Origin of the sequence: Methylobacterium sp. Leaf466 (assembly GCF_001425565.1) — a bacterium.
Lineage (GTDB): Bacteria > Pseudomonadota > Alphaproteobacteria > Rhizobiales > Beijerinckiaceae > Methylobacterium.
The window spans coordinates 348415-371176 of the sequence record NZ_LMRC01000023.1 but is presented as its reverse complement, the minus strand read 5'-3'; the positions used below and the strand labels follow the sequence as shown (position 1 = coordinate 371176).

The window sequence follows — 22762 nt, the reverse complement described above, 5'->3', positions numbered from 1 at the left end:
GGTCAGCGTGATCTTGACCTCGTTGGTGCCGCTGAAGTTGGCGGTGCCGGTACCCGAGCCGAAGCCGGCGGTGCCGGTGAGCGAGGTGGTGCCGGTGACCTGGGCGGCGGTGGCGGCGGTCTGAACGCTGGCCGAGTTGGTGTCGTAGAGCTTGATCGCGTTCACATCGACGGTGATCTCGGAGAAGTTGATGGTGCCGTCCGTGGCGCGGGCGAAGCCGGCGATGACCTTCGGGGCGGCCTGGTAGGCGGGGTTGGTGCCGGTGTCGGAGTTCACCGAGAGCCAGTTCTGGCCGCTGGAGTTCGACGAGTTGGCGGTGGCCTTCATCTTCTCCTGGATGGCGTCGATCTCGGTCTGGACCTTGGCGCGGTCGACGCCGGGCTGCAGGGCGGTCTGCAGCTTGGCGCGCATGTTCTGCAGGTCGCCGATGATGCTGTTGAGACCGTTGTAGGCGGTGTCSACGGCCGAGGAGCCGAGGCSGAGGGAGTCCTTCACGGCGCCSAGCGAGGCGTTGTCGGTGCGGACGGTGGTGGCGATCGACCAGTAGGCGGCGTTGTCGGAGGCGGTGGAGACGCGCTGGCCCGTGGAGACCCGGTTGCTCGTCATGTCGAGCGACTGGTTGATGGACTTCAGGGTCGTCAGGGCGGTCATCGCTCCACGGCCGAGGAGCCGAGGCCGAGGGAGTCCTTCACGGCGCCGAGCGAGGCGTTGTCGGTGCGGACGGTGGTGGCGATCGACCAGTAGGCGGCGTTGTCGGAGGCGGTGGAGACGCGCTGGCCCGTGGAGACCCGGTTGCTCGTCATGTCGAGCGACTGGTTGATGGACTTCAGGGTCGTCAGGGCGGTCATCGCCGCATTGTTGGTGAGCAGGCTGGTCATGGTGGGGGTTTTTCCGGAAGCGTGAAATTTGCGGGAAGGGCGCGGAATTCGGGCCTACACGAGCGCAGCCGTCCCGTTCGACACCGGAACGGTGTCGGCGCAGTCGAGGGCGGGCGCTTGACATCCCGGATTCTCACCGGACCAGTGGAACGACATCATGTCTTAGGTCTCGTCGACCTATCCACTGCGAAGTCACCGGCGTGATCTTGTCTATAGCCAACAGGACCGGCCGCCGATGTGTTCACATTGGCGTGTCCGCGTTAGCAACGGGTTAAGCCGGGCGACATCGCCTCCGAAAGGGTGCCGCGACGGCCGCGTCCATCCACAGGGCGGCGGGGGGGCGGTATCGCGTCAGGCCCCCGCGCCGAGGCGGCGCAGGAAGGCGACGCCGGCGAACTCGCCGCGCTGCCAGCGCAGCTCCACCTCGAAGACCCGCAGGTCGTGGGCGGCGATCATCAGCTCGAACGTCGCCGGCAGGGCGACCGGCCGCACGAGGCGGATCTTGGCGCCGTCCCGCGAGAGGTCGCGCACCACGCAGAAGGCCAGGGTCTCGCGCCCGAACAGGACGCGGGCCTGCTGCATCACCCGCTGGCGCCGGGGCCCGCGCTGGACGAGCGCCCTGTGCTGCCCCGCTCCGTCACGGTCGTCCGTCATCGCCCGTCTTTCCGTTCCCGCCCCAGGAGGCGCGCCTTACAGCAGGCGGCGCGAAAGGGGAATCCCGCGGCGCGAAAACATCATGCGGCGACAAGGGGATAGGGTCCGCGGTAGGCGCGCCGGCGCCGGCCGGCCGGTACGCACAGGGCCACGACGCCGGATGGGCCGCAGGGCACCCTCTTAACGGGCCATTAACCATGAGACCGTTAATCATATGATCGGAAATACCACAGGGACGTCGACCGCGATGGCCTTCTCACCAGGATTGCGCAAGGGCGCCGCCGCTCACCTCGCCACGACGGCGAGGGAGGCCGCGGTGCGCCGCCCCTCGGCCAGCGCCACCATCCTGCGCCGGGCCCGCGACGCGGCCCTGGAGCGCACCGCCATCGGCGGCTGCCTCGTCCTGGCCGCGGTCTGCGGCGGATGGGCCGCCGTCTCCATCGCCGGAAGCCCCAACGGCTACGACGTCCGCGAGATCGTGCCGCCGATCGCCAACGGGTTCGCCTGGAAGAAGAGTGTCTCGCCCGTCCGAACGGCGGCGGTGGACCTCGACCCCCTCACCACCGGCTCGCTGCCCGACCGCGCCGTCCCGGCCGCGGCGGAGGCGGGCGCGACGCCCCTGGCCGCCGTGTCCGGGCGCCCCTACGTCCTGCGCCGCGTCGGCGACGGCACTGCCCTCGTGGAGGGTCCCAGCGGCCTCCGGCAGATCGTCCCGGGCGCCGTCCTGCCCGGCGCCGGCCGCGTGATCTCGATCCGCCAGACCGGCGCGGGCTGGGTGGTGGTGACCTCCGAGACCATCATCGGCCCGACCCCGCTGTGAGCCCTTCCCCGGCACGGCCGTTCCCCCATCATACCGTCGGCGTTGCCGCCAACCCGGATCGCACCATGGCCCTCCACCACCCCGACGCCGGTGCGTCCGCGTCCGCGGGGGCCGGCCCATGCTGAACACCTCCTTCAGCTACCGCCTGATCGCCCGGGACCTCGACCTCTCCCTGGCGCGCAAGGCCGCCACCACCGACGTCGCCCGCGAGACCGCCTACTTCGAGGCCAACATCGGCAAGGTGAAATCCGTCGACGACCTGTTCGGCGACCAGCGCCTCTATGCCTACGCCATGAAGGCGATGGGGCTCGAGGAGATGACCTACGCCAAGGCGTTGATGCGCAAGGTGGTGACCGAGGGCGTGACCAGCGCCACCAGCTTCGCCAACCGCCTCAACGACAGCCGCTACAAGGCGTTCGCCAGCGCCTTCGACTTCGCGCAGGGCGCCAAGGCCAGCGGCCTCGCCACCACGCCGGCGCAGCTGAGCGGCGCCCTCGACATCTCCGACGTGTTCGACTTCTCCGGCAGCAAGGAGGCCAGCTTCTCGCTCACCAGCCAGCTCGACGCGTCGACCACCCGCTCGATCACGATCGTCCTCAACAAGGACACCCTGGCCAGGCCGGGCCTCGACCTGGCATCCGTCTCGGGCGCGCAGATCGTCGAGGCCATCAACGCCCGGATCGAGGCCTCGGGCGAGGCCGGGCTGAAGGGCAAGGTCAAGGCGGGCCTGGGCGTGCGCAACAACCTGTTCTTCGAGACCACGGCCTACAACAGCCTGTCCGCCAACGATCTCTCGGGGGCGGCCTACGTCAGCTACCCCGCCGGCGCCAACCGGACGGTGGCGGTGGCCAACGTGGCGCTCTCGGGCCCCGGCCGGACCGCCTTCGACCTCGGCTTCGGCACCGCGCTGCCCCTCGACGCCAAGGCCAAGAGCGTCACCGACGCCTACCTGCGCCAGAGCCTCGAGGTCGACGCGGGCGCCGAGGACGCCGGCGTGCGCCTCGCCCTCTATTTCTCGCGCATCGCGCCGACCGTGAGCAGCGGCTTCGGCATCCTGGGCGACGACGCCCTCTCGCAAGTGGTCAAGACCGTGCTCGGCCTGCCCGACGGCGGCTCGGCCGAGGCCATCGCCCGCCAGGCGGCGATCATCGAGGAGAAGGTCGACGTCGCGAGCTTCAAGGACCCGGTCAAGCTCGACCGCTTCATCCAAACGTTCACCGCGATCTGGGACGCGCAGAACAACACCGCCGGCGATCCCATCCTGGCCCTCTTCGACGGCAGCAGCGCCTCGCAGGGGCTCGATGCCGACCTGCTCCTGAGCGCGCTCCAGAACCGGTCGCGGGGCTGAGCGCGGTGCAGAACGGACTCTACGTCGCGCTCTCGGCCCAGGTGAACCTGGAAAAGCGCCTCAACGCCGTGGCCAACAACGTGGCCAACCTCTCCACCGCCGGCTACCGGGCGGAGGACACCCATTTCGAGGCCCTGCTCGCCCAGGCGAGCAAGGGCCCGATCGCCTTCACGAGTGCCGGCGACACCTTCATCTCGCGCCGGGCCGGGCCGGTCAGCAAGACCGACTCGCCCCTCGACGTGGCGATCCAGGGCGACGCCTGGCTCAGCGTCGGCGGCACCAAGGGCCCCGTCTACACCCGCGACGGGCGCATGAAGATGGATGCCAACGGCCAGCTGCGGAACATGTCCGGCCAGCCCGTGCTCGATCCGGGCGGCGGCCCGCTGCTGCTCGATCCGCAGGCCGGCCCGCCCAAGATCGGCCGCGACGGCAGCATCTACCAGGGCGAGAGTCCCAACATCAATCAGGTCGGCGCGCTCGGCCTGTTCACCATCGACCCGAGGGCCAGGCTCACCCGCGCCGAGGCCAACGCGGTGTCGCCGAGCGTGCCGGCCGAGCGGGTCCAGGACTTCACCCGGATGGGCGTGATCCAGGGCCATATCGAGGGCGCCAACGTCAATCCGGTCATGGAGATGACCAAGCTCATCACCATCCAGCGGGCCTTCGAGAGCGCGGCGACGCTGACCTCGGAGACCGAGAACTCCTTCGCGGGAGCGATCCGCTCCCTCAGCCCGCAGGGTTAGGCCGATGCAAGGCGATGCCATCGACCGCCTCGGGGCGGCCCTGGAGAGCGGGCGCGAGGCCCTGCCGCTGGTGCGCATCGGCGGCACGATCCAGGAGGTCACCGCCAGCTCCGCTCGGGTGGCGGGCGTGGGCGCCTTCGTCAGGCTCGGCGACCGGATGGGCTTTTCGGCCGGCGGCCGCGAGGAGGTGGCCGAGGTGGTGCGGGTGGATGCCGGCGGCGTCACGCTCAAGCCGTTCGCCTCGCGCATCGAGGCCGGCATCGGCACCCCCGCCTTCCGCCTCGGCGACCCGGTGCTGCGGCCCGACCAGAGCTGGAAGGGCCGGGTCATCGACGCGCTGGGCCGCCCCGTCGACGGCGGCGGCGCGCTCGCCCCCGGCCCGGTGGCGGTGCCGGTGGACGCCTCGCCGCCCCCGGCGATGGAGCGGGCGCGGGTGCGGGACGCCCTGCGCACCGGGGTGCGCGCCTTCGACCTGTTCACGCCGCTGTGCTTCGGCCAGCGCATCGGCGTCTTCGCCGGCTCGGGCGTCGGCAAGTCGACCCTGCTCGCGATGCTGGCGCGGGCGCAGGGGTTCGACAGCGTCGTGGTCGCCCTGGTGGGCGAGCGCGGCCGCGAGGTCCGCGAGTTCCTCGACGGCGCCATGGCCGCCAGCCGCGACCGCGCCGTCATCGTGGTCTCCACCGGCGACGAGAGCCCGATGATGCGCCGCCAGGCGCCCAAGGTCGCCATGGCCATCGCCGAATCGTTCCGCGACCGGGGCGAGGCGGTGCTGCTCATCGTCGATTCGGTGACCCGCTACGCCCATGCCGCCCGCGACGTGGCGCTGGCTGCCGGCGAGCCGGCGGTGGCGCGCGGCTATCCGCCGAGCGTGTTCTCGGACCTGCCGCGCCTCCTCGAACGGGCGGGGCCGGGCCTCGACCGGCCCGGGGCGAGCGGGAGCATCACCGGCATCTTCGCCGTCCTCGTGGACGGGGACGACCACAACGATCCCGTGGCCGACAGCATCCGCGGCACGCTCGACGGGCACGTGGTCCTCGACCGGGGCATCGCCGAGCAGGGCCGCTATCCGGCGATCGATCTCCTCGGCTCGATCTCGCGCCTGGCCGGCGAGGTCTGGACGCCCGAGCAGCGCGAACTCGTGCGCCGGCTCAAGGCGATGATGGCCCGCTTCGAGGAGACCCGCGATCTGCGCCTGATGGGCGGCTACCGCGCCGGGGAGGACCCCGAGCTCGATCAGGCGATCCTGCTGGTGCCCCGGATCTACGAGGGCCTGCGCCAGGAGCCGCACATGGCCCCGAGCGAGGACGCCTTCCTCGAGCTCGCCCAGTCGCTGCGCGGCTGAAGAACCGCGCGCGATGCCCCGAACCCCGTCTCCAAGACGCCCAAGGCCAGTCCCCGCCAAGCCCCGCGCAAGCGAATCTCCCTCTAGTGCCCGCCAAGCGGCCGAACGATTTCAAGAGGTAACCCCATGAGCCTGATCTCCGTCCTGCGAACCGGCGTGTCCGGCATGAACGCCCAGTCCAACCGCATCTCCACGGTGGCCGAGAACATCCAGAACTCGAGCACGACGGGCTACAAGCGCACGTCGGCCGAGTTCTCCTCGCTGCTCATCGAGGGCAACTCGGCGACCAACTACAACTCCGGCGCGGTCCAGACCACGATCCGCAACGAGATCAGCAAGGAAGGCCCGATCTCCTTCACCACCTCGAAGAGCGACCTCGCCATCCAGGGCAACGGCTTCTTCGTGGTGCAGGACGACAACGCGGTGGTCGCGCTGACCCGCGCGGGCAACTTCGTGATGGACGGCGAGACCAAGAACTTCGTCAATTCCGCCGGCTTCACCCTGATGGGCTACAGCCTGGCCAACGGCGAGCCCAACCCCGCGCTCAACAGCACCGAGGGGATGGTGCCGGTGAACCTCACCTCGTTCAGCGCCAAGGCCACCCCGACCACCGAGGGCAGCTTCTCGGGCAACCTGCCCGTCGACGGGCCCGTGCTCGCGCCGCCGCAGGTGGCCACGCCCGCCGGCAGCGACTACTCCAAGAAGACCTCGCTCGTGACCTTCGACAACGTCGGGCGCAAGGTCACCCTCGACATCTACCTCGCCAAGACCGGGGCCAATACCTGGTCGGCCAGCGTCTACGATGCCGCCGCCCCGGCGAGCTTCCCGGGCACGCCGCTCGACACCACGACCCTGACCTTCGGCGCCAACGGCCGGATCGCCGGCCCGGCGGCGGCCTCCTTCACGATCCCGAACGGCGGGCCGTTCACCCTCGACATGTCCACCGTGACCCAGCTCGGCTCCCCCTACGACGTCAAGGGGCAGGCCGACGGCCAGGCGCCGTCCGCGGTGACGGGCTCGGAATTCGGTGCCGACGGCACCGTCTTCGCGCTCTACGAGGACGGCAGCAAGGTCGCCGCCTTCAAGGTTCCGCTGGCCAACGTGGCGAGCCCCGACGAGCTCGAGCCGCGGGCCGGCAACATCTTCCGGCCCACCAACGAGTCCGGCAACCTCCAGATCGGGTTCGCCAAGCTCGGCGGCCTCGGATCGATCCAGGCCGGTGCCCTCGAGCAGTCGAGCGTCGACGTCAGCACCGAACTCACCAGCATGATCGAATCGCAGACGATCTACACCGCCAACTCGAAGGTCTTCATGACCGGCGACGAGATGCTCGACACCCTGATGAACCTCAAGCGCTGACGGGATCGCCGCCCGCCAGGCGGCGCCCGCCTCGCACCGTCACGGGACGCGCCGGCCGGCGCGTCCCGCACCATCCGTGCCCCAGGATACCGACGATGGGCCTGTCCCTCGCCCTCAACAACGCCCGCGCCTCGCTCTCCGCGACCTCGAGCCAGATCGCGGCGGCCTCCCGCAACACCACGGGGGCCGACGACCCGAACTATTCGCGCAAGATCGCCACCCTCGTCACCGGCGGCGGCACCACCGCCGTGGTGATCCAGCGGGCCACCGACGACGCCCTGTTCGCGAGGAAGCTCCTGAGCACCTCCGATGCGGCCGCCGCCGGAGCGGTGAGCGCCGGGCTCGACAGCCTGAGCCGGACGGTGGGCGACACCGACGACCCGACCTCCCCGGCCGCGCGCCTGGGCAGCCTCAACGCCGCCCTCCAGGCCGCGGCCAACCGGCCCGACGACGGCCAGCTCGCCCGCGAGGCGGTGGAGAGCGCCCGCGACCTCGCCCTCAGCCTCAACGCCGCGGCGGATGCGGTCCATACGGTGCGCGCCGACGCCGACACGGCGCTCGGCGCCTCCGTGACGCGGATCAACGACCTGCTCTCCCAGTTCGCCGTGGCCAACGGCGCGGTGACCCGCGGCAGCGCCAACGGCGCCGACGTCACCGACGCCCTCGACGACCGCGACCGCATCCTCGGTGCCCTGTCCGAGGAGATCGGCATCACCACGGTGTCGCGCCCGGGCGACGACATGGCGATCTACACCGACAGCGGCGTGCCGCTGTTCGACCGCACCGCCCGGCGCGTCACCTTCGCCGAGACGGTGGGATTCACCGCCGGCACCGTGGGCAACAGCGTCATGGCGGACGGGGTGCCGGTGACGGGCGCCAACTCGCCGATGCCGGTGCAGTCCGGGCGCATCGCCGGCCTGGCGGCCCTGCGCGACACCGTGGCGGTGCGCTACGAGAGCCAGCTCGACGCCATGGCCGGCGCCCTGGTCGACGCCTTCGCGGAGACCGGCGACCTCGGCGCCGGCCCGGTCCGTCGCGCGGGCCTGTTCTCGGACGGAACCAGCGGCCTCGTCCCGGGCGGGGCTGCCTCGGCCACCCTGGGCCTCGCCGCCGCGATCCGCATCAACGCGGCGGTGGACCCCAGGACCGGCGGCAGCCTCGACACCCTGCGCGACGGCGGCATGAACGGGCCGGCCTTCCGCGCCAACCCGGGGACCGAGGCCGGCTTCGACGGGCGCCTGCGCGACCTCGCATCGGCGCTGGGCACCGCCCGCGCCTTCGATCCCGGCACCCAGATCACCGGCGTGCTCACCCTGCAGTCCTTCGCCGCGGCGTCGGCGGGCTGGCTGTCCAACGAGCGCAAGCTCGCCACCTCGGAAGCCGACTACCAGTCGACCCTGCTGTCGCGGGCGGGCGAGGCCTATTCGAACGCGGTGGGCGTCAACGTCGACGACGAGACCGCCCGCATCCTGCAGCTCGAACAATCCTACACCGCCTCGGCCCGCCTGATCTCGGTGGTGGACCAACTCCTGAAGACCCTGATGGACGTGGTGCGATAGACCCCATGAGAACCAACGCCATCTCCACCGCCAGCCTCTGGAACACCCCGCGCACGGGGGTCGCCCGCATGCAGTCCGAGATCGCGAGCGCCAACAAGGAGCTCGTCACCGGCCGGCACGCCGACATGGGCCTGACGCTCGGCAGCCGCACCGGCGTCGCCCTGAGCCTGCGCCAGACCTCGGCCGAACTCACGGCGCTGCGCGACGGCAACGATATCACCGGCCTGCGCCTCAGCTCGACCCAGACCATCCTGCAGCAGATCCAGGCCGACACCGACACGGCGCTCGCCGCCATCACCGGCGCGCCGCCCGACCAGCGCGCCAGGGTGATCGCCGACACCGCCGCCTCGCGGCTGGCCTCCCTCACCGCCGCCCTCAACACCACCGCCGGCGGCCAGTCGATCTTCGGGGGCACAAACACCCTCGAGACGCCGATGAAGGCCTACGGCGGAACCGCCAAGGCCGCGGTCGATCTGGCCTTCACGAGCACGTTCGGTGCCCGCGGCAGCGCCGGCCTCGCCACGGCCACGGGCGCGCAGATGGCCGCCTTCCTCGCCCCCGGGGGCGCCTTCGACGCCCTGTTCGACGATGCGTCCTGGGGGGCGAACTGGTCTGCGGCCTCCGACGGCACCATCCAGAGCCGGATCTCCCGCAACGAGACCGTGGAGACCTCGACGAGCGCCAACGCCGCCGCGTTCCGCGATCTGGCCAAGGCCCATGTCCTCGCCTCCGACCTCGACCTGTCGCACTTCTCCGCGGAGGTGCAGGACGTGATGGCCGGGCGGATCGCCGGGCTGCTCGGCTCGGCCAGCGCCAGCCTCGTGACGCTGCAGGCTAACCTCGGCCGCTCGCAGGCGGCGATCGCCGACGCCAACGGCCGGCTCGAGGCGCAGCAGACCCTCCTGGCCAAGCAGATCCGCGACATGGAGAGCGTGGACACCGCCGAGGCCAAGACGCGGATCGACCAGCTCACCACCCAGGTCCAGATCTCCTATTCCCTGACCTCCGAGCTACGGCAGCTCAGCCTGGTCAACTACCTCTGATCGTTCCCCGACCATCGCCCTACCGACATCGCGTCCCCCAGCCGCCGTCCGCGGCGGCCGGCTAAGGACAGGACACACGAGGCGTCCCCGACCATGTATCAATTCTCCTACGCCGAGATCCTGGACGACGCCCCCGAGATCGGGCGCCAGCGCGAACTCGCCGCCTTCGACCGGGCCCTCGACCTCCTGCACATCGCCGGGCGCCCCGACGCGGCCCAGAAGGACCGGCAGGCGGCGGCGAGCTTCCTGCAGAACCTCTGGGCCGTCCTGATCGACGACCTGTGCAGCCCCGACAACGCCCTGCCCGAGGCCCTGCGCGGCGACCTCGTCTCGGTGGGCCTGTGGAGCATGCGCGAGAGCGGCGCGGTGTTGAGCACCCCCGACCGCAGCCTCGCCGCCCTGATCGAGGTGAACACCTCGGTGCGGGACGGCCTGCGGTGAGCAAGGCGATGCATCTCTCGCTGCGCGCGGGCGAGCGCGTCTACATCAACGGCGCCGTGCTGCGGGTCGACCGCAAGGTCTCGATCGAGCTCCTCAACGACGCCACCTTCCTCCTGGAGAACCACGTCCTCCACGCGGACGAGGCGACCACGCCCCTGCGCCAGCTCTATTTCTCGGTTCAGACGATCCTGATCGAGCCGGCCGAGGCCGCCCGGGCGCGGGAGGTGTTCCACGGCCTCCACGCCGGCCTCCTCGGCGCGGTGACGCAGGCCGAGATCCGCGAGGGCATTGTCGCGGCGCACGCCCTCGTGGAAGCCGGTCGCCTGATCGAGGCGCTCAAGCTGATCCGCGGGCTCTACCGGACCGAGGCCGCGATCATCGCCGCGCCCAACACCGCCGCCGTGCCCAATACCGCCGCGGCCCCCGCCTCCGCCCGCCGGCCAAGCCGGGGGAGCCCCGCTCTCCAGGACCAGCCGGCCTGACCGCCGGCACCCGAAACGAAGGCACCACGACCCATGGACGTCACCAGCGCCACCTCCGCCCAACCGGCGACGAGCACCGCCACGGCCGCCAAGACCGGTGCGGCCGCCAAGACCGCCAGCGGCTTTGCCGCCTCGCTCAACGCGGACACGTTCCTGACGCTGCTGGTCACGCAGCTGAAGAACCAGGACCCGACCAAGCCGATGGATTCCACCGAATACATCGGCCAGATCGCGACGCTGTCGCAGGTCGAGCAGACCGCCGCCACCAACAAGAAGCTCGACGACCTGCTCGCCTCGAGCTTCCTCTCCCAGGCCGACCAGATCATCGGCCGCACCGTGACCTCGGCCGACGGCACCGTCTCCGGCCAGGTCAACTCGGTGGTGGTCACCAGCGAGGGCGCGCTGGCCAAGTTCACCGACGGGCGCAGCCTGCTCCTGTCCGAGGGCATCACCGTCTCCTGAGGGGATGGGGAGGGGAGGCCCGCGGTTTCCTTCTCCCGCGCCCCGTGACAAGGACGGAGGGCGACATCGGCCGCCGGCCGCGAAAGGACGGGCCATCATGAACGAGGTCGACGCCCTCGAACTCGTGCGCGGCGCGATCTGGACCGTGATCATCGGCGCCGGCCCCGCCATCGGCGCGGCGATGCTGGTGGGCATCCTGGTGGCCCTGCTCCAGGCGCTGACCCAGATCCAGGAAGTGACGCTCACCTTCGTGCCCAAGATCGTGGTGATCCTGCTGATGCTCCTGATCACCAGCTCGTTCATCGGCGCCCAGATCTACGCCTTCGCCGAGACCACCTACGGCCGGATCGTCACGGGGTTCTGAGGGCGGGGTCCGGCGCTCGAACCGCGGCCCGCATGCGGCGGGCGCTCGCACCGTGACCGCAATGCAGCAAAGGCCGCGCGACCCGAAGAGTCGCGGCGGCCTAAGGCGTCGTGGAACGCGATGGACCGCCCGCCGTGTGGGGCGGGCGGCGGTCGGGATGGGAGGCCACCTTAGAAAGCCTGCGCGGCGGCGCTGACCTTCGCGATGGGGGTCTTCACGATGGCGGACTCGGCGATGGGAGCCTGGATCCACTGGACGGCGCCGGCGCTGGCGAAGCCGCCCTGGCGGGCGACCTGGGTGCCGTTGGTGGCCCGGCCCAGGGTCGCCAGCGTCATTGCGCCGGTGGTCTTGGCGCCGGTGGTCTTCTCGCCGACGGTGGGCTCGGCGGCGACGGCGGCGCTGGCGAAGGTGGTCAGCGCGATGGCGGCGGCGGTGAAGAGAGAGACCTGACGGTTGGACATGTGCTTTATCCTCGAGCGGTGCGGCGGGCGTCCCGTCGCTTCGTGAGGCTGAATGTGCATCGCACCATTTCATGAATCAAATGGATCGATTTCATAATGCGCATCGACCATGTGCATCTTGCCAAACTCGATCTCAATCTCCTGGTCGCCCTCGACGCCCTGCTGGCGGAGCGGAGCGTCACGCGGGCAGCGGCGCGGATCGGGATCAGCCAGTCGGCGATGAGCCATGCTCTCGGGCGCCTGCGCACGACCTTCTCGGACGAACTCCTGACGCGGGCACCGGACGGCATGCGGCCGACGCCGCGCGCGCTGGCCCTTGTCGGCCCGATGCAGGCGGCGCTCGCCCAGATCCAGGCGATCACCGCGCCGCCGTCCGCCTTCGACCCGGCCACCGCCGACGTCACCTTCTCCCTCGGCATTCCCGACTCGACGGAGGTGCTGCTCATGCCCCACCTCGTCGCCCACCTGCGCGCCGTCGCGCCGGGCGTGAAGCTCCTGCTGCGCACGGTCGACCGGAACCGCATCCTCGATGACCTCGACAGCGGGCGGGTCGACCTGGGCATCGGCATCTTCGAGCAGGGGCAGACCCACCACAAGCGGCGCATCCTCAACAAGGAGACGTACCTGTGCGTCTTCAACGCCGAGCTGGTGGGGGTGACGCCGCCGATCTCCCTCGAGGACTACCTGCGGCTGCCCCACGTGCTGACGAGCCTCGTGGAGAGCGCCCACGGCGTCGTGGACGACGCGCTGGCCAAGATCGGCCGGACGCGGGTGATCGCGATGACCTCGCCGCGCTTCACGGTCATGCCCTTCGTCGTCCGGGAGGCGCCGGTCATCGCCACCATGCACTCGCGGCTGGCGCGCTTCTTCGGCGACGCCATGGGACTGGCCGTGAGCCCCGCGCCGATCGCCCTGCCGGACGTGGCGATCTCGATGATCTGGCACGCCTCGAACGACGAGGTGCCCGGGCAACGCTGGCTGCGCGAGACCATCGTCGCGCTGCGCCGCATCGACCGTCACGGCTGACCCCGCACCGGGGCCACGACCGTTAGGGACCGTTCAACCATCCTCGCACCGAGACGCCGCGGCGGGACGACAGACGTTTCCCGCCCCCCGGAATCGGTGTATGCCGACCGCATGCGCGTCGATCGGCACATCGTCTGCCTGATAGCCGCGATGATCCTCGCGATCGTCGCCAGCGCACTGCCGTCCGCGGCGCAGGCCCATGCAGGCCACGATCACGGGGTCACGGTCTCGGCGCGGATCGCCGAACCGGCGCCGGATGTTTTCCTTGCCGTGGCGACCCAGCCCGGCATGGCGGCGGCGATCGCCTCGCGGGGAACACAGGACGCCGACGGCCAAAAACGTCCGGGCTGCGACGGCTCCTGCTGTGGCCGTCTCGCCTGCTGCGTGCCCTGCATCCTGCCGGCCCAGGTGACGCTCCCCTATCGGGTCGCGCGCCCCGTCGCCGTATGGCCACCGGATTGCGCCGCCTTGCGGGGCGTCGGGCCGGAATCCCTGCGCAAACCACCCAGAACGCTCGCGTAACGCGCACGCAGACGCTGCGTGCTGTCTGACGGTCGGCCTTCGCCTCGGCGGATGCCCGGCCGGCGTTGCAACGCGAGGGATTTCCCATGTCCGCCCGTTCGGCCGCCGCCCTTGGCGCGGCGATGCTGCTTGCCGTCCTCGTCCCCAGCCCCGCGCCGGCGCACGAGGGGCACGACCATGCCGCTCCGCCCCCGCCGGTCACCCGGACGATGGGCCCCCGCGCCGAGGCCGCCTCGGACACGGTGGAACTCGTGGCGATGCCGCGCGACGGCCGCCTCGTGATCTTCCTCGACGGGTTCCGCACGAACCGGCCTTTGGCCGGCGCCACCGTCGAGATCGAGACGCCGGACGGCCCCGGTGTCGCCGAACCGGCGGGACCGGGCGTCTACACCCTGTCTGCCCCATGGCTGGCCAAGCCCGGACGCCACGACCTGATCGCCACGGTCGCCACCGAGGCCGGGCTCGACGTGCTCACCCTGAGCCTCGACATCCCGGTCGCCGGGCCGGGGGAGGGGGCGGCGCTCGCCCCGACGCCCCCGCGGCGGTTCCTGGCCGCCGTCGAGGACCTGAGGGAGCGCCTCGCGCTCAAGGATCCGGCGGTGGTGACGGCCGCCGCCGCCGGTTTCCTCCTCGGCGTCCTGCTCCTGCTCGTGGCCGGCGGGCGGCGATCGGCCCCGGCGGTGGCGGCGGTGGCCGTGGCGGTCACGGTCCTCGTCGGCACGGCGGCCTTGGCGGCCGGGGGCGACGAGGGCGCGGGCCTCGCCCGGGGGGCGGCGCTGAGCCCACCCCGGCAGGCCGCTACCGACCTCGCCCAGCGCCTGCCCGACGGCAGCGTCTTCGTGCCCAAGCCGACGCAGCACCTCCTGGGGGTGGAGACCGCCATGACCGAATCGGCGCGCTTCCGGCGTACCGTCGAGCTGCCCGGGCGCGTCATCCCCGATCCCGACGCCAGCGGCGTCGTGCAATCGTCCATCGGCGGGCGCATCGCTCCGCCGCCCTCCGGCCTGTTCCCGCGGCTGGGGTCGCCGGTGAGGAAAGGCGACGTCCTCGCCCTCGTCGCGCCGCCGGTGCAGGCGATCGACGTCTCCGACATGCGCCAGCGCCAGGGCGAGCTCGACCAGCAGATCGCCATCGTGGCCCGTCGCGTGGACCGGTTCGGGCGGCTCGCCGCCACCGGTGCGGTGGCGCAGACGCAGCTCGACGACGCCCGCGCCGAGCTCGCCGGCCTGCGCGACCGCCGCGCGGCCCTCGACACGGCCCGGCGCGAGCCGGAGGCCCTGGTGGCGCCGGTGGACGGCGTCGTGGCCCAGGCCGCGGCGGTCGCCGGGCAGATGGCGACCCCCGGGGCGATGGTGTTCCAGATCGTCGATCCGACCCGCCTGTGGGTGGAGGCCCTCAGCTTCGACGCCTTGACCACCGCACAGGATGCCAGCGCCCACCTGGCGGATGGCCGCAGCCTCGCGCTGGCCTACCGCGGCTCGGGCCTCTCGGACCGCAACCAGGCCATCCCGGTGCAGTTCGCGGTCCGGGGCGACACCGCCGGCCTGCGGATCGGGCAGTTCGTGACGGTGCTGGCGGTCACCGACGCCGAGCAGGGCGGCGTGGCCCTGCCCCGCGCCAGCGTCGTTCGCGCGGGCAACGGCCAGGACATCGTCTACGAGCACACCACCGCCGAGCGGTTCACGGCCCGCCCCGTGCGCGTCGCGCCGCTGGACGCCGCCCGCGTGCTGGTGGCCGAGGGCATCGGGCCCGGCCGGCGCGTGGTGACGCTCGGCGCCGAACTCCTCGATCAGGTGCGTTAGGGCTCCCACGGACATCGATGCGTCGATCCACCAGACTTTCGCAGAACGATCCGCGTCGCGAGACGACGCACCGATGTCCGTGGGGACCCTGAGCCATGTTCGCGATCCTCGTCGCGCAGTCCCTGCGCAACCGCCTCCTGGTGCTCGCCATCGCCGCGGTGCTCGTCGCCTACGGCGCGGTGACGGTGACGCGGCTGCCGGTGGACGTCTTCCCCGACCTCAACAAGCCGACCGTCACGGTCATGACCGAGGCCGAGGGCCTGGCGCCGCCGGACGTGGAGCAGCGCGTCACCTACCCCATCGAGACCCGGATGAACGGCCTGCCGGGCGTGGGCCGGGTGCGCTCGGTCTCCGGCGTCGGGCTGTCGATCGTCATGATCGAGTTCGACTGGGGCACCGACATCTTCCGTAACCGCCAGCAGGTCGCCGAACGGCTGGCCCTGGTGCGCGACCAGCTTCCCCCCGGCACCACCCCGCAGATGGGGCCGGTCTCCTCGATCATGGGCCAGATCCTCCTCGTCGCGATGACGAGCGAGACCGCCTCGCCGATGGAGGTGCGCGAGGCCGCCGACTTCGTGCTGCGGCCCCGCCTCCTGTCCATTCCCGGCGTGGCGCAGGTGATCCCCATGGGCGGCGAGGTCCGCCAGTTCCGGGTCGGCCCGAACCCGGCCGCGATGCGCGCCCTCGGCGTGACCAACGCGCAACTCGAGGCGGCGCTGGCGCAGTTCGGCACCAATGCCGGCGGCGGCTTCACCGACCAGTCTTCCCGCGAGTACCTGATCCGCACCATCGCCAGGACCATGAGCCTGGACGACCTTCGCAGCCTCGTCGTGGCGACGGCGGGCGGCGTGCCGGTCCACCTGCGCCAGGTGGCGGAGGTGTCCTTTGCCGCCAAGGTCAAGCGCGGCGACAGCGGCTACCAGGGCCGGCCGGCGGTGGTCGTCTCGGTGGAAAAGCAGCCCGACGTCGACACGGTGGCGCTCACCCGCGCCATCGAGGCGGCGCTCACCGAGGTGACGGCCACCCTGCCCGGCGGAATCAGGGCCGACCGGATCGTGTTCCGCCAGGCCGATTTCATCGCCGCCTCCATCGCCAACGTCGAGGCGGTGCTCCTGGAGGCCGTGGCCGTGGTGGGACTCGTCCTGTTCGCCTTCCTCCTCAACCTGCGCACCACCGCGATCTCGCTCACCGCGATTCCCGTCTCGATCCTGACCACGGCGGTGGTGTTCCATCTGCTCGGGCTGTCGATCAACACGATGACGCTGGGCGGGCTCGCCATCGCCGTCGGCGAACTCGTCGACGATGCCGTCGTCGACGTGGAGAACATCTTTCGCCGGCTGCGCGAGAACCGTGCGGCCGGATCCCCGCACTCGGTCTTCGACGTGGTCGTCTCCGCCTCCAACGAGGTCCGCTCCGGCATCGTCTACGCCACCGCGATCATCGTCCTGGTGTTCGTGCCGCTGTTCGCCCTGTCGGGCATCGAAGGTCGCCTGTTCGCGCCCCTGGGGCAGGCCTACATCGTCTCGATCCTGGCGAGCCTGTGCGTGTCGGTGACCCTGACGCCGGTGATGGCCTCCTACCTGCTGCCGTCCCTGAAGAGCCTCGGCCACCGCGAGAGCGGGCTCATCCGGGGGCTTAAGCGCGCCAACGCGGCCCTGCTCGGGCTCGCCTTCCGGCACCAGGGCGCGCTGGTCGGCGCCGTCCTGGCGGCGGTGGTGGCGGCCGGCCTGACCGCCTGGCACCTCCCGCGCACCTTCCTGCCGCCGTTCAACGAGGGCTCGTTCACCGTTACCATGACGTTCAGGCCGGGGATCTCGCTGGCCGAGAGCAACCGGGTCGGACTGATCGCGGAGAAGCTGCTCCTGGAGATGCCGGACGTCGCCACCGTGGGACGCCGCACCGGCCGGGCCGAACTCGACGAGCACGCCGAGGGCGTCCATTCCTCCGACATCGAGATCGCGCTCAAGGACGCGCGGCGTCCCAAGGAGGCGCTGGTCGCCGACATCCGCGCCCGTCTGGCCGCCCTGCCGGTGACCACCAACGTCGGCCAGCCGATCTCGCACCGGCTCGACCACATGCTGTCGGGGGTCCGCGCCGAGCTCGCCCTCAAGGTCTTCGGCGAGGACCTCGACGCCCTGCGCCGGATCGCCGAGGACCTGCGCGCGCGCATGGCCGCCATTCCGGGCCTCGTCGACCTCCAGGTCGAGCGCCAGGTGCTGATCCCGCAGCTCGAGATCCGCGTCGACTACACCCGTGCCGCCCTCTACGGCGTCCAGCCGGCGGCGGTGGTCGAGCAGCTGAGCCGGCTCTCGAACGGCCGCGTGGTCTCGACGGTGGCGGACGGCGTCCGCCGTTTCGACGTGGTCCTGCGCCTGCCCGAGCGCGTGCGCACGACGCAGGGGCTCGGCGACCTCCTGATCGAGACGCCCTCGGGCTGGGTTCCGGCCCGCCAGGTGGCCGACGTCCGCGAGACCGACGGCCCCAACCAGATCCTTCGCGAGAACGGGCGCCGGCGGCTGGTGGTCCAGGCCAACACCGACGGCCGGAGCGACATGGCGAGCGTGGTCGCCGCCATCCGGAGGGCGGTGGCCGAGGCGGGCCTGCCCCCCGGCATCGAGGCCCGGCTGGAGGGGACCTTCCAGGCGCAGGAGGAGGCGAGCCGCACCATCGGCCTCCTGTCGCTCCTGTCCCTGGGGCTGGTCTTCGCCGTTCTCTACAGCCGTTACCGCTCGGGCGTCCTGGCGCTCATCATCATGGGCAACGTGCCGCTCGCGCTCATCGGCAGCGTCGCCGCCCTGTGGCTCGCCGGCCAGCCGCTCTCGGTGGCCTCGATGATCGGGTTCGTCACCCTGACGGGGATCGCCGCGCGCAACGGCATCCTCAAGATCAGCCACATCCTCAACCTCGCCCTCCTCGAAGGGATGCCGTTCGGGCGCGAGCTCGTGGTGCGCGCCAGCCTGGAGCGGATGACGCCGGTGCTGATGACGGCGCTCTCGGCCGGGGTCGCCCTGGTGCCGCTGCTGGTGGATGCGGGCGCGCCCGGCAAGGAGATCCTGCACCCGGTGGCGGTGACGATCGTGGGCGGCCTCCTCAGCGCCACCCTCCTCGACACCGTCCTGACCCCGGTGCTGTTCCTGCGCTACGGCGCCGGGCCCCTCGAACGCCTGCGTGCGAGCCGGGCCCCAGCGACGCCCAGCCGGCAGGACGCGACCGCGTGCGCCGCGGAAGCGTTCTGAAGGCTTGCCGCTTCCACCCTCATTTTTCCTGCGGAGACCGACCATGAAAACCCGGACGATCGCCCTCTCGGCAAACCTTCTCGCCGCAAGTCTTCTCGCCGCCACCCCGGCGCTCGCGCACGAGGCGAAGGGCGTCCACGGCGGGCGCGTCGCCGATGCCGGGCGCTACCACGTCGAGCTCGTGACCGGGGAGGGGTTCGTCGACGTCTACGTCTCCGACGACGGCGCCAGGCCGGTTGCGGCCAAGGGCTTCAAGGCGACCGCGATCCTGGTGGTGGACGGCAAGGCGGCCCGCATCGCCCTCGAACCCGTCGCCGCCAACCGCCTGTCGGGATCGACCGCCGTGCCGCTGTCCAAGAGCCCGAAGGGCGCGGTGCAGCTCACCGCCCCGGACGGATCGACCGCGAGCGGCCGGTTCGACTGACGCTTCCTCTCGACCCCCACCAAGGACAGACCGCATGACCCCGACGACCCGATTCCTCGCCGCCCTCGCCCTCGCCACCGGCCTTTCGGGCACCGCCCTGGCCGGCGGCACGGGCCACCACCACGGCGGCCACGCTCCGGCCGGCGGCGTGCCGGCCACGCACGACGCAGACCACGACGCCGACATGGCGAAGATGATCGACGCCATGAAGCCTTCGCCGGGGGATGCCGCCTCGACGCTGGCGTACAAGGCCGCCGATATGGCGATGATGCACGACATGCACGTGCCCTACACCGGCGACCCCGACGTCGACTTTCGCACCCACATGATCCCGCACCACCAGGGCGCCATCGCCATGGCGATGGTCGCGCTCCAGCACGCCAAGGATCCGCAGACCAGGCGGCTGGCCGAGCAGATCATCGCCGATCAGGACAAGGAGATCGCGCAGATGCGGGACTGGCTGGCCAAGAACCGGAAATAGAACCGGAAATAGACCGGCCGCGCCGGCGACGGGCGGGCCCTTCGCGCGCAGGCGGGCGGCCGCCTCTATTCGGCCGCCGCCGGAAGGGGGCCGGCGGCCGTCCCGGGGCTTTCTGCGACCCGGGACGGTCTGGCGAAGCGGGCGTAGAGGGCCGGCAGGGCGACGAGGGTGAGGAGGGTCGCGCTGATCAGCCCGCCGATGACCACGGTGGCCAGCGGCCGCTGCACCTCCGCGCCGGTGCCCGTGGCCAGCGCCATCGGCACGAACCCGAGCGAGGCCACCAGCGCCGTCATCGCCACGGGGCGCAGCCGGGTCACGGCGCCCTCCAGGATCGCCTCGTGCAGGGACCGGCCCTCCTTCATCAGCTGCTTGATGAAGATCAGCATAACGAGGCCGTTGAGCACGGCGATGCCGGACAGGGCGATGAAGCCCACCGCGGCGGGCACCGAGAACGGCATGTCGCGCAGCCACAGGGCGCAGACGCCCCCCGTCAGCGCCAGCGGCACGGCGCTGAAGACCAGGAGCGCGTCCCGGGGCGATCCCAGCGCCGAGTACAGCAGCAGGAAGATCAGGAAGAAGCAGCCCGGCACCACCACCGTCAGGCGCTGGCGGGCGGCGGCCAGGTTCTCGAACTGGCCGCCCCAGGTGATCCAGGATCCGGCCGGCAGCGGGACGGCGGAGGCCACCTTGGCCTGCGCCTCGGCCACCACCGCGCCGATGTCGCGCCCGCGCACGTTGGCGGTGACCACGATGCGGCGCTTGCCGTTCTCCCGTGAGATCTGGTTGGGCCCCTCGGAGAACACGAAGGACGCCACCTGCTTGAGCGGCACCGAGGCGACGCGGCCGTCCCTGCCCGGCGGCAGCGGGACCGGCAGGGTCTTGAGCGCCTCGATGTCGTCGCGGATCGCATCGGGCAGCCTCACCACGATGGGGAAGCGCCGGTCGCCCTCGAAGACGAGGCCCGCCTCGCGCCCTCCGATGGCCGCCCCGACCACGTCCTGCACCGCCGCATGGGTCAGGCCGAGTCTCGCGATCTCGCCCTTGTCGGCCCTGATCTCCAGGGACGGCAGGCCGGTGACCTGCTCGACCCGGACGTCCTGCGCGCCCTCGACCCCGCGCAGCACCGTGGCGACGCGGTTGGCCGCCGGCAGCATCGTCTCGAAGCTCTCGCCGAACACCTTCACCGCGAGGTCGCCGCGGGTTCCGGCCAAGAGCTCGTTGAAGCGCATCTGGATCGGCTGGGTGAACTCGTAGGCGTTGCCGGTGACCTTGCCCACCGCCGCCTGGAGGGCGGCGATGAGGGCGTCCTTGGCCATGTCCGGGTCGGGCCATTCGGCCTGGGCTTTCAGGATGATGAAGGTGTCCGATACGTTGGGCGGCATCGGGTCGGAGGCGACCTCGGCGGTGCCGGTCTTCGAGAACACGAAGGCCACCTGCGGGAAGCCGCGCACCGCCGTCTCGACGGCGGTCTGCATGGCCTGCGACTGCGTCAGCGAGGTCGAGGGGATGCGCATCGCGTGCATGGCGATGTTCTTCTCGTCGAGCTGGGGGATGAACTCCTGGCCGAGCCGCTGGAACAGCAGGCCGCTGGCCAGGAACAGCACCACCGCCCCGCCGATCACCGGCAGGGGGTGGCGCACGGCCCCCGCCAGCAGCGGGCGGTAGACCGCCTTGAGCCCGCGGATGAGGACGTTCTCCGTCTCCCGGACCCTGCCGGTGATCGCGATGGCGATGAGGGCGGGCACGAAGGTGAGCGAGAGCACGAAGGCGCAGGCGAGCGCGACGATCACGGTCAGCGCCATCGGCGCGAACATCTTGCCCTCGACGCCCGTGAAGGTGAGGAGCGGCACGTAGACGAGCATGATGATCGCCTGCCCGTAGACCGAGGGCTTGATCATCTCCTCGGCCGAGCGCCGCACCGTGGCGAGGCGCTCCTCGCGGTCGAGGGTGCGCCCGAGCGCGTGCTGCCTCTCGGCCAGGTGCCGCAGGGAGTTCTCGGCGATGATGACGGCGCCGTCGACGATCAGCCCGAAATCGAGCGCGCCCAGGCTCATCAGGTTGGCGCTGATCCGTCCCTGGACCATGCCGGTGACGGTCATCAGCATCGCCACCGGGATGACGAGCGCGGTGATGACGGCGGCGCGGACGTTGCCCAGCAGCAGGAACAGCACCGCGACGACCAGCAGCGCGCCCTCGGCGAGGTTCTTGGCCACCGTCCTCACCGTGGCGTCGACCAGCAGCGTCCGGTCGAGGACGGTACGGACCTCGATGCCGGGGGGGAGGTTGCGGGCGATCTCCTTCAGGCGCACGTCGACGGCGGCCGAGACCGTGCGGCTGTTGGCGCCGATCAGCATCAGGGCGGTGCCGACCACGGCCTCCTCGCCGTTCTCGCTGGCCGAGCCGGTGCGCAATTCGCGCCCGATCCGGACCTCGGCGACGTCGGAGACCCGCACCGGCACGCCGCCGCGGGTGGCGACCACCGTCCGGCCGATCTCCTCCATGCTCTCGATGCGGCCGCCCGAGCGGACGACGTAGCCCTCGCCGTTGCGCTCGAGGTAGCCGGCGCCGCGGTTCTGGTTGTTCTGCTCCACCGCCTCGGCGATGTCCTTGAACGACAGGTTCAGGCCGATCAGCTTCGCCGGGTCCGGCTGGATGTGGTACTGCTTCTTGTAGCCGCCGATGGCGTCGACGCCGGCCACGCCGGGCACCGTCTTCAGCTGCGGCCCGATCACCCAGTCCTGGATCGTGCGCAGGTAGGCGGCGCGCTCGAACGGCTTGTCGAGGCGCTGGCCTTCCGGCGTCAGGTAGCTGCCGTCCGCCTGCCAGCCGGGTTGGCCGGCCTGTGCCGCCTTGCGATCCTCGGGCCGGCCGTAGTGGACCGTCCACATGTAGATCTCGCCGAGCCCAGTGGAGATCGGGCCCATGTGGACCTCCGCTCCCGGCGGCAGCGCGGCCTTGGCCTCGCCCAGGCGCTCGGTGACCTGCTGGCGGGCGAAGTACAGGTCGGTCGCCTCGGCGAACACGGCGGTGACCTGGGCGAACCCGTTGCGCGAGAGCGAGCGGGTGTATTCGAGCCCCGGAATGCCGGCCAGCGCGGTCTCGATGGGGTAGGTGACCTGCTTCTCGACGTCGAAGGGCGAGAGCTGCGGCACCACCGCGTTCACCTGGACCTGGTTGTTGGTGATGTCGGGCACCGCGTCGATGGGAAGCCGGCTCAGCGAGACGACGCCGAAGGCGGCCGCGGCCAGGTACAGCAGCACCACGAGCCAGCGCTGCCGGACGGAGAAGCCCAGGATGGAGTTGATCACGCTCGGC

General features: G+C 71.4%; 21 protein-coding genes and 1 pseudogene. 17 read left to right on the top strand and 5 right to left on the bottom strand.

The annotated features are described in order from the left end of the window. The 3 genes and pseudogenes from ASG59_RS11295 to ASG59_RS11285 form a co-directional block, all read right to left on the bottom strand. Positions 1 to 651: pseudogene (locus ASG59_RS11295) on the bottom strand (flagellin); the annotation flags it as partial. Then, positions 648 to 878, bottom strand: coding sequence for a hypothetical protein (locus ASG59_RS11290; protein WP_056408879.1), 231 nt, complete (start codon positions 876 to 878; stop codon positions 648 to 650). The gene ASG59_RS11290 and the pseudogene ASG59_RS11295, both read right to left, overlap by 4 nt. Before the next feature lie 351 nt (positions 879 to 1229). After that, positions 1230 to 1532, bottom strand: coding sequence for a PilZ domain-containing protein (locus tag ASG59_RS11285; RefSeq protein ID WP_056280900.1), 303 nt, complete (start codon positions 1530 to 1532; stop codon positions 1230 to 1232). Between the two features lie 247 nt (positions 1533 to 1779). Here ASG59_RS11285 and ASG59_RS11280 point away from each other — a divergent pair, with 247 nt between their 5' ends. From ASG59_RS11280 to ASG59_RS11230, 11 genes are all read left to right on the top strand, one after another. Next, a complete protein-coding gene (locus ASG59_RS11280; RefSeq protein ID WP_082494303.1) occupies positions 1780 to 2352 on the top strand; it encodes a hypothetical protein in 573 nt (190 codons plus the stop codon). Positions 2353 to 2470: 118 nt separating this feature from the next. Continuing rightward, positions 2471 to 3700 carry a DUF1217 domain-containing protein gene (locus ASG59_RS11275; RefSeq protein WP_056280899.1) on the top strand — a complete coding sequence of 410 codons (1230 nt, stop codon included), beginning with the start codon at positions 2471 to 2473 and terminating at the stop codon, positions 3698 to 3700. A 5-nt stretch (positions 3701 to 3705) separates the two neighbouring features. Continuing rightward, positions 3706 to 4443 carry a flagellar basal-body rod protein FlgF gene (flgF, locus tag ASG59_RS11270; protein WP_055880139.1) on the top strand — a complete coding sequence of 246 codons (738 nt, stop codon included), beginning with the start codon at positions 3706 to 3708 and terminating at the stop codon, positions 4441 to 4443. Between the two features lie 4 nt (positions 4444 to 4447). After that, positions 4448 to 5785 carry a flagellar protein export ATPase FliI gene (gene fliI, locus ASG59_RS11265; RefSeq protein ID WP_056280895.1) on the top strand — a complete coding sequence of 446 codons (1338 nt, stop codon included), beginning with the start codon at positions 4448 to 4450 and terminating at the stop codon, positions 5783 to 5785. Between the two features lie 126 nt (positions 5786 to 5911). Then, positions 5912 to 7144 (top strand): flagellar hook protein FlgE, encoded by a 1233-nt coding sequence (locus tag ASG59_RS11260; RefSeq protein ID WP_056408877.1) that lies wholly within the window; start codon positions 5912 to 5914, stop codon positions 7142 to 7144. 95 nt (positions 7145 to 7239) lie between these two features. Beyond that, on the top strand, positions 7240 to 8703 hold the full coding sequence (gene flgK, locus ASG59_RS11255; protein ID WP_055880130.1) for a flagellar hook-associated protein FlgK: 1464 nt from the start codon (positions 7240 to 7242) through the stop codon (positions 8701 to 8703). A gap of 5 nt (positions 8704 to 8708) precedes the next feature. Beyond that, positions 8709 to 9746: a flagellar hook-associated family protein gene (locus ASG59_RS11250; protein ID WP_055880126.1), complete on the top strand. Its 1038-nt coding sequence runs from the start codon at positions 8709 to 8711 to the stop codon at positions 9744 to 9746. 93 nt (positions 9747 to 9839) lie between these two features. After that, positions 9840 to 10187: a flagellar biosynthesis regulator FlaF gene (gene flaF / locus ASG59_RS11245; protein ID WP_055880123.1), complete on the top strand. Its 348-nt coding sequence runs from the start codon at positions 9840 to 9842 to the stop codon at positions 10185 to 10187. Positions 10188 to 10195: 8 nt separating this feature from the next. After that, on the top strand, positions 10196 to 10669 hold the full coding sequence (gene flbT / locus ASG59_RS11240) for a flagellar biosynthesis repressor FlbT (protein WP_056408924.1): 474 nt from the start codon (positions 10196 to 10198) through the stop codon (positions 10667 to 10669). Between the two features lie 33 nt (positions 10670 to 10702). Beyond that, positions 10703 to 11131: a flagellar hook assembly protein FlgD gene (gene flgD / locus ASG59_RS11235; RefSeq protein ID WP_055880121.1), complete on the top strand. Its 429-nt coding sequence runs from the start codon at positions 10703 to 10705 to the stop codon at positions 11129 to 11131. Positions 11132 to 11228: 97 nt separating this feature from the next. Continuing rightward, complete coding sequence (locus ASG59_RS11230) at positions 11229 to 11495, top strand: flagellar biosynthetic protein FliQ (protein WP_055880118.1); 267 nt, start codon at positions 11229 to 11231, stop codon at positions 11493 to 11495. Between the two features lie 170 nt (positions 11496 to 11665). Here the strand turns inward: ASG59_RS11230 and ASG59_RS11225 are convergent, their stop codons facing one another. Continuing rightward, on the bottom strand, positions 11666 to 11956 hold the full coding sequence (locus ASG59_RS11225) for a hypothetical protein (RefSeq protein WP_055880116.1): 291 nt from the start codon (positions 11954 to 11956) through the stop codon (positions 11666 to 11668). A 96-nt stretch (positions 11957 to 12052) separates the two neighbouring features. Between ASG59_RS11225 and ASG59_RS11220 the strand changes: the two genes are divergently transcribed. The 6 genes from ASG59_RS11220 (at position 12053) to ASG59_RS11195 (ending at position 19447) form a co-directional block, all read left to right on the top strand. Next, the gene (locus tag ASG59_RS11220) at positions 12053 to 12982 is read left to right on the top strand and encodes a LysR family transcriptional regulator (protein WP_055880113.1); all 930 of its coding nucleotides are present in this window, start codon (positions 12053 to 12055) and stop codon (positions 12980 to 12982) included. A 96-nt stretch (positions 12983 to 13078) separates the two neighbouring features. After that, complete coding sequence (locus ASG59_RS11215) at positions 13079 to 13504, top strand: hypothetical protein (RefSeq protein WP_055880110.1); 426 nt, start codon at positions 13079 to 13081, stop codon at positions 13502 to 13504. 86 nt (positions 13505 to 13590) lie between these two features. Further along, a complete protein-coding gene (locus ASG59_RS11210; protein WP_056408875.1) occupies positions 13591 to 15306 on the top strand; it encodes an HlyD family efflux transporter periplasmic adaptor subunit in 1716 nt (571 codons plus the stop codon). 95 nt (positions 15307 to 15401) lie between these two features. Then, the gene (locus tag ASG59_RS11205) at positions 15402 to 18542 is read left to right on the top strand and encodes an efflux RND transporter permease subunit (RefSeq protein WP_056408872.1); all 3141 of its coding nucleotides are present in this window, start codon (positions 15402 to 15404) and stop codon (positions 18540 to 18542) included. Between the two features lie 43 nt (positions 18543 to 18585). After that, on the top strand, positions 18586 to 18966 hold the full coding sequence (locus ASG59_RS11200) for a hypothetical protein (protein ID WP_056408870.1): 381 nt from the start codon (positions 18586 to 18588) through the stop codon (positions 18964 to 18966). 34 nt (positions 18967 to 19000) lie between these two features. Further along, positions 19001 to 19447 carry a DUF305 domain-containing protein gene (locus ASG59_RS11195; protein ID WP_056408869.1) on the top strand — a complete coding sequence of 149 codons (447 nt, stop codon included), beginning with the start codon at positions 19001 to 19003 and terminating at the stop codon, positions 19445 to 19447. Positions 19448 to 19512: 65 nt separating this feature from the next. On the opposite strand, the gene ASG59_RS11190 is transcribed toward ASG59_RS11195, so the two are convergent. Further along, positions 19513 to 22755, bottom strand: a complete 3243-nt coding sequence (locus ASG59_RS11190; protein ID WP_056408923.1) for a CusA/CzcA family heavy metal efflux RND transporter — start codon at positions 22753 to 22755, stop codon at positions 19513 to 19515. Positions 22756 to 22762: the final 7 nt, after the last annotated feature.

What these genes read in the sequence shown, in the direction of transcription:
- ASG59_RS11225 (WP_055880116.1), bottom strand. Translation starts at nt 11,956, where the DNA reads ATGTCCAACCGTCAGGTCTCTCTCTTCACCGCCGCCGCCATCGCGCTG.
- ASG59_RS11195 (WP_056408869.1), top strand. Translation starts at nt 19,001, where the DNA reads ATGACCCCGACGACCCGATTCCTCGCCGCCCTCGCCCTCGCCACCGGC.
- flbT (WP_056408924.1), top strand. Translation starts at nt 10,196, where the DNA reads ATGCATCTCTCGCTGCGCGCGGGCGAGCGCGTCTACATCAACGGCGCC.
- ASG59_RS11280 (WP_082494303.1), top strand. Translation starts at nt 1,780, where the DNA reads ATGGCCTTCTCACCAGGATTGCGCAAGGGCGCCGCCGCTCACCTCGCC.
- ASG59_RS11200 (WP_056408870.1), top strand. Translation starts at nt 18,586, where the DNA reads ATGAAAACCCGGACGATCGCCCTCTCGGCAAACCTTCTCGCCGCAAGT.
- flgK (WP_055880130.1), top strand. Translation starts at nt 7,240, where the DNA reads ATGGGCCTGTCCCTCGCCCTCAACAACGCCCGCGCCTCGCTCTCCGCG.
- ASG59_RS11230 (WP_055880118.1), top strand. Translation starts at nt 11,229, where the DNA reads ATGAACGAGGTCGACGCCCTCGAACTCGTGCGCGGCGCGATCTGGACC.
- ASG59_RS11210 (WP_056408875.1), top strand. Translation starts at nt 13,591, where the DNA reads ATGTCCGCCCGTTCGGCCGCCGCCCTTGGCGCGGCGATGCTGCTTGCC.
- flgD (WP_055880121.1), top strand. Translation starts at nt 10,703, where the DNA reads ATGGACGTCACCAGCGCCACCTCCGCCCAACCGGCGACGAGCACCGCC.
- ASG59_RS11290 (WP_056408879.1), bottom strand. Translation starts at nt 878, where the DNA reads ATGACCAGCCTGCTCACCAACAATGCGGCGATGACCGCCCTGACGACC.
- ASG59_RS11285 (WP_056280900.1), bottom strand. Translation starts at nt 1,532, where the DNA reads ATGACGGACGACCGTGACGGAGCGGGGCAGCACAGGGCGCTCGTCCAG.
- ASG59_RS11205 (WP_056408872.1), top strand. Translation starts at nt 15,402, where the DNA reads ATGTTCGCGATCCTCGTCGCGCAGTCCCTGCGCAACCGCCTCCTGGTG.
- ASG59_RS11220 (WP_055880113.1), top strand. Translation starts at nt 12,053, where the DNA reads ATGCGCATCGACCATGTGCATCTTGCCAAACTCGATCTCAATCTCCTG.
- flaF (WP_055880123.1), top strand. Translation starts at nt 9,840, where the DNA reads ATGTATCAATTCTCCTACGCCGAGATCCTGGACGACGCCCCCGAGATC.
- ASG59_RS11250 (WP_055880126.1), top strand. Translation starts at nt 8,709, where the DNA reads ATGAGAACCAACGCCATCTCCACCGCCAGCCTCTGGAACACCCCGCGC.
- fliI (WP_056280895.1), top strand. Translation starts at nt 4,448, where the DNA reads ATGCAAGGCGATGCCATCGACCGCCTCGGGGCGGCCCTGGAGAGCGGG.
- ASG59_RS11275 (WP_056280899.1), top strand. Translation starts at nt 2,471, where the DNA reads ATGCTGAACACCTCCTTCAGCTACCGCCTGATCGCCCGGGACCTCGAC.
- ASG59_RS11260 (WP_056408877.1), top strand. Translation starts at nt 5,912, where the DNA reads ATGAGCCTGATCTCCGTCCTGCGAACCGGCGTGTCCGGCATGAACGCC.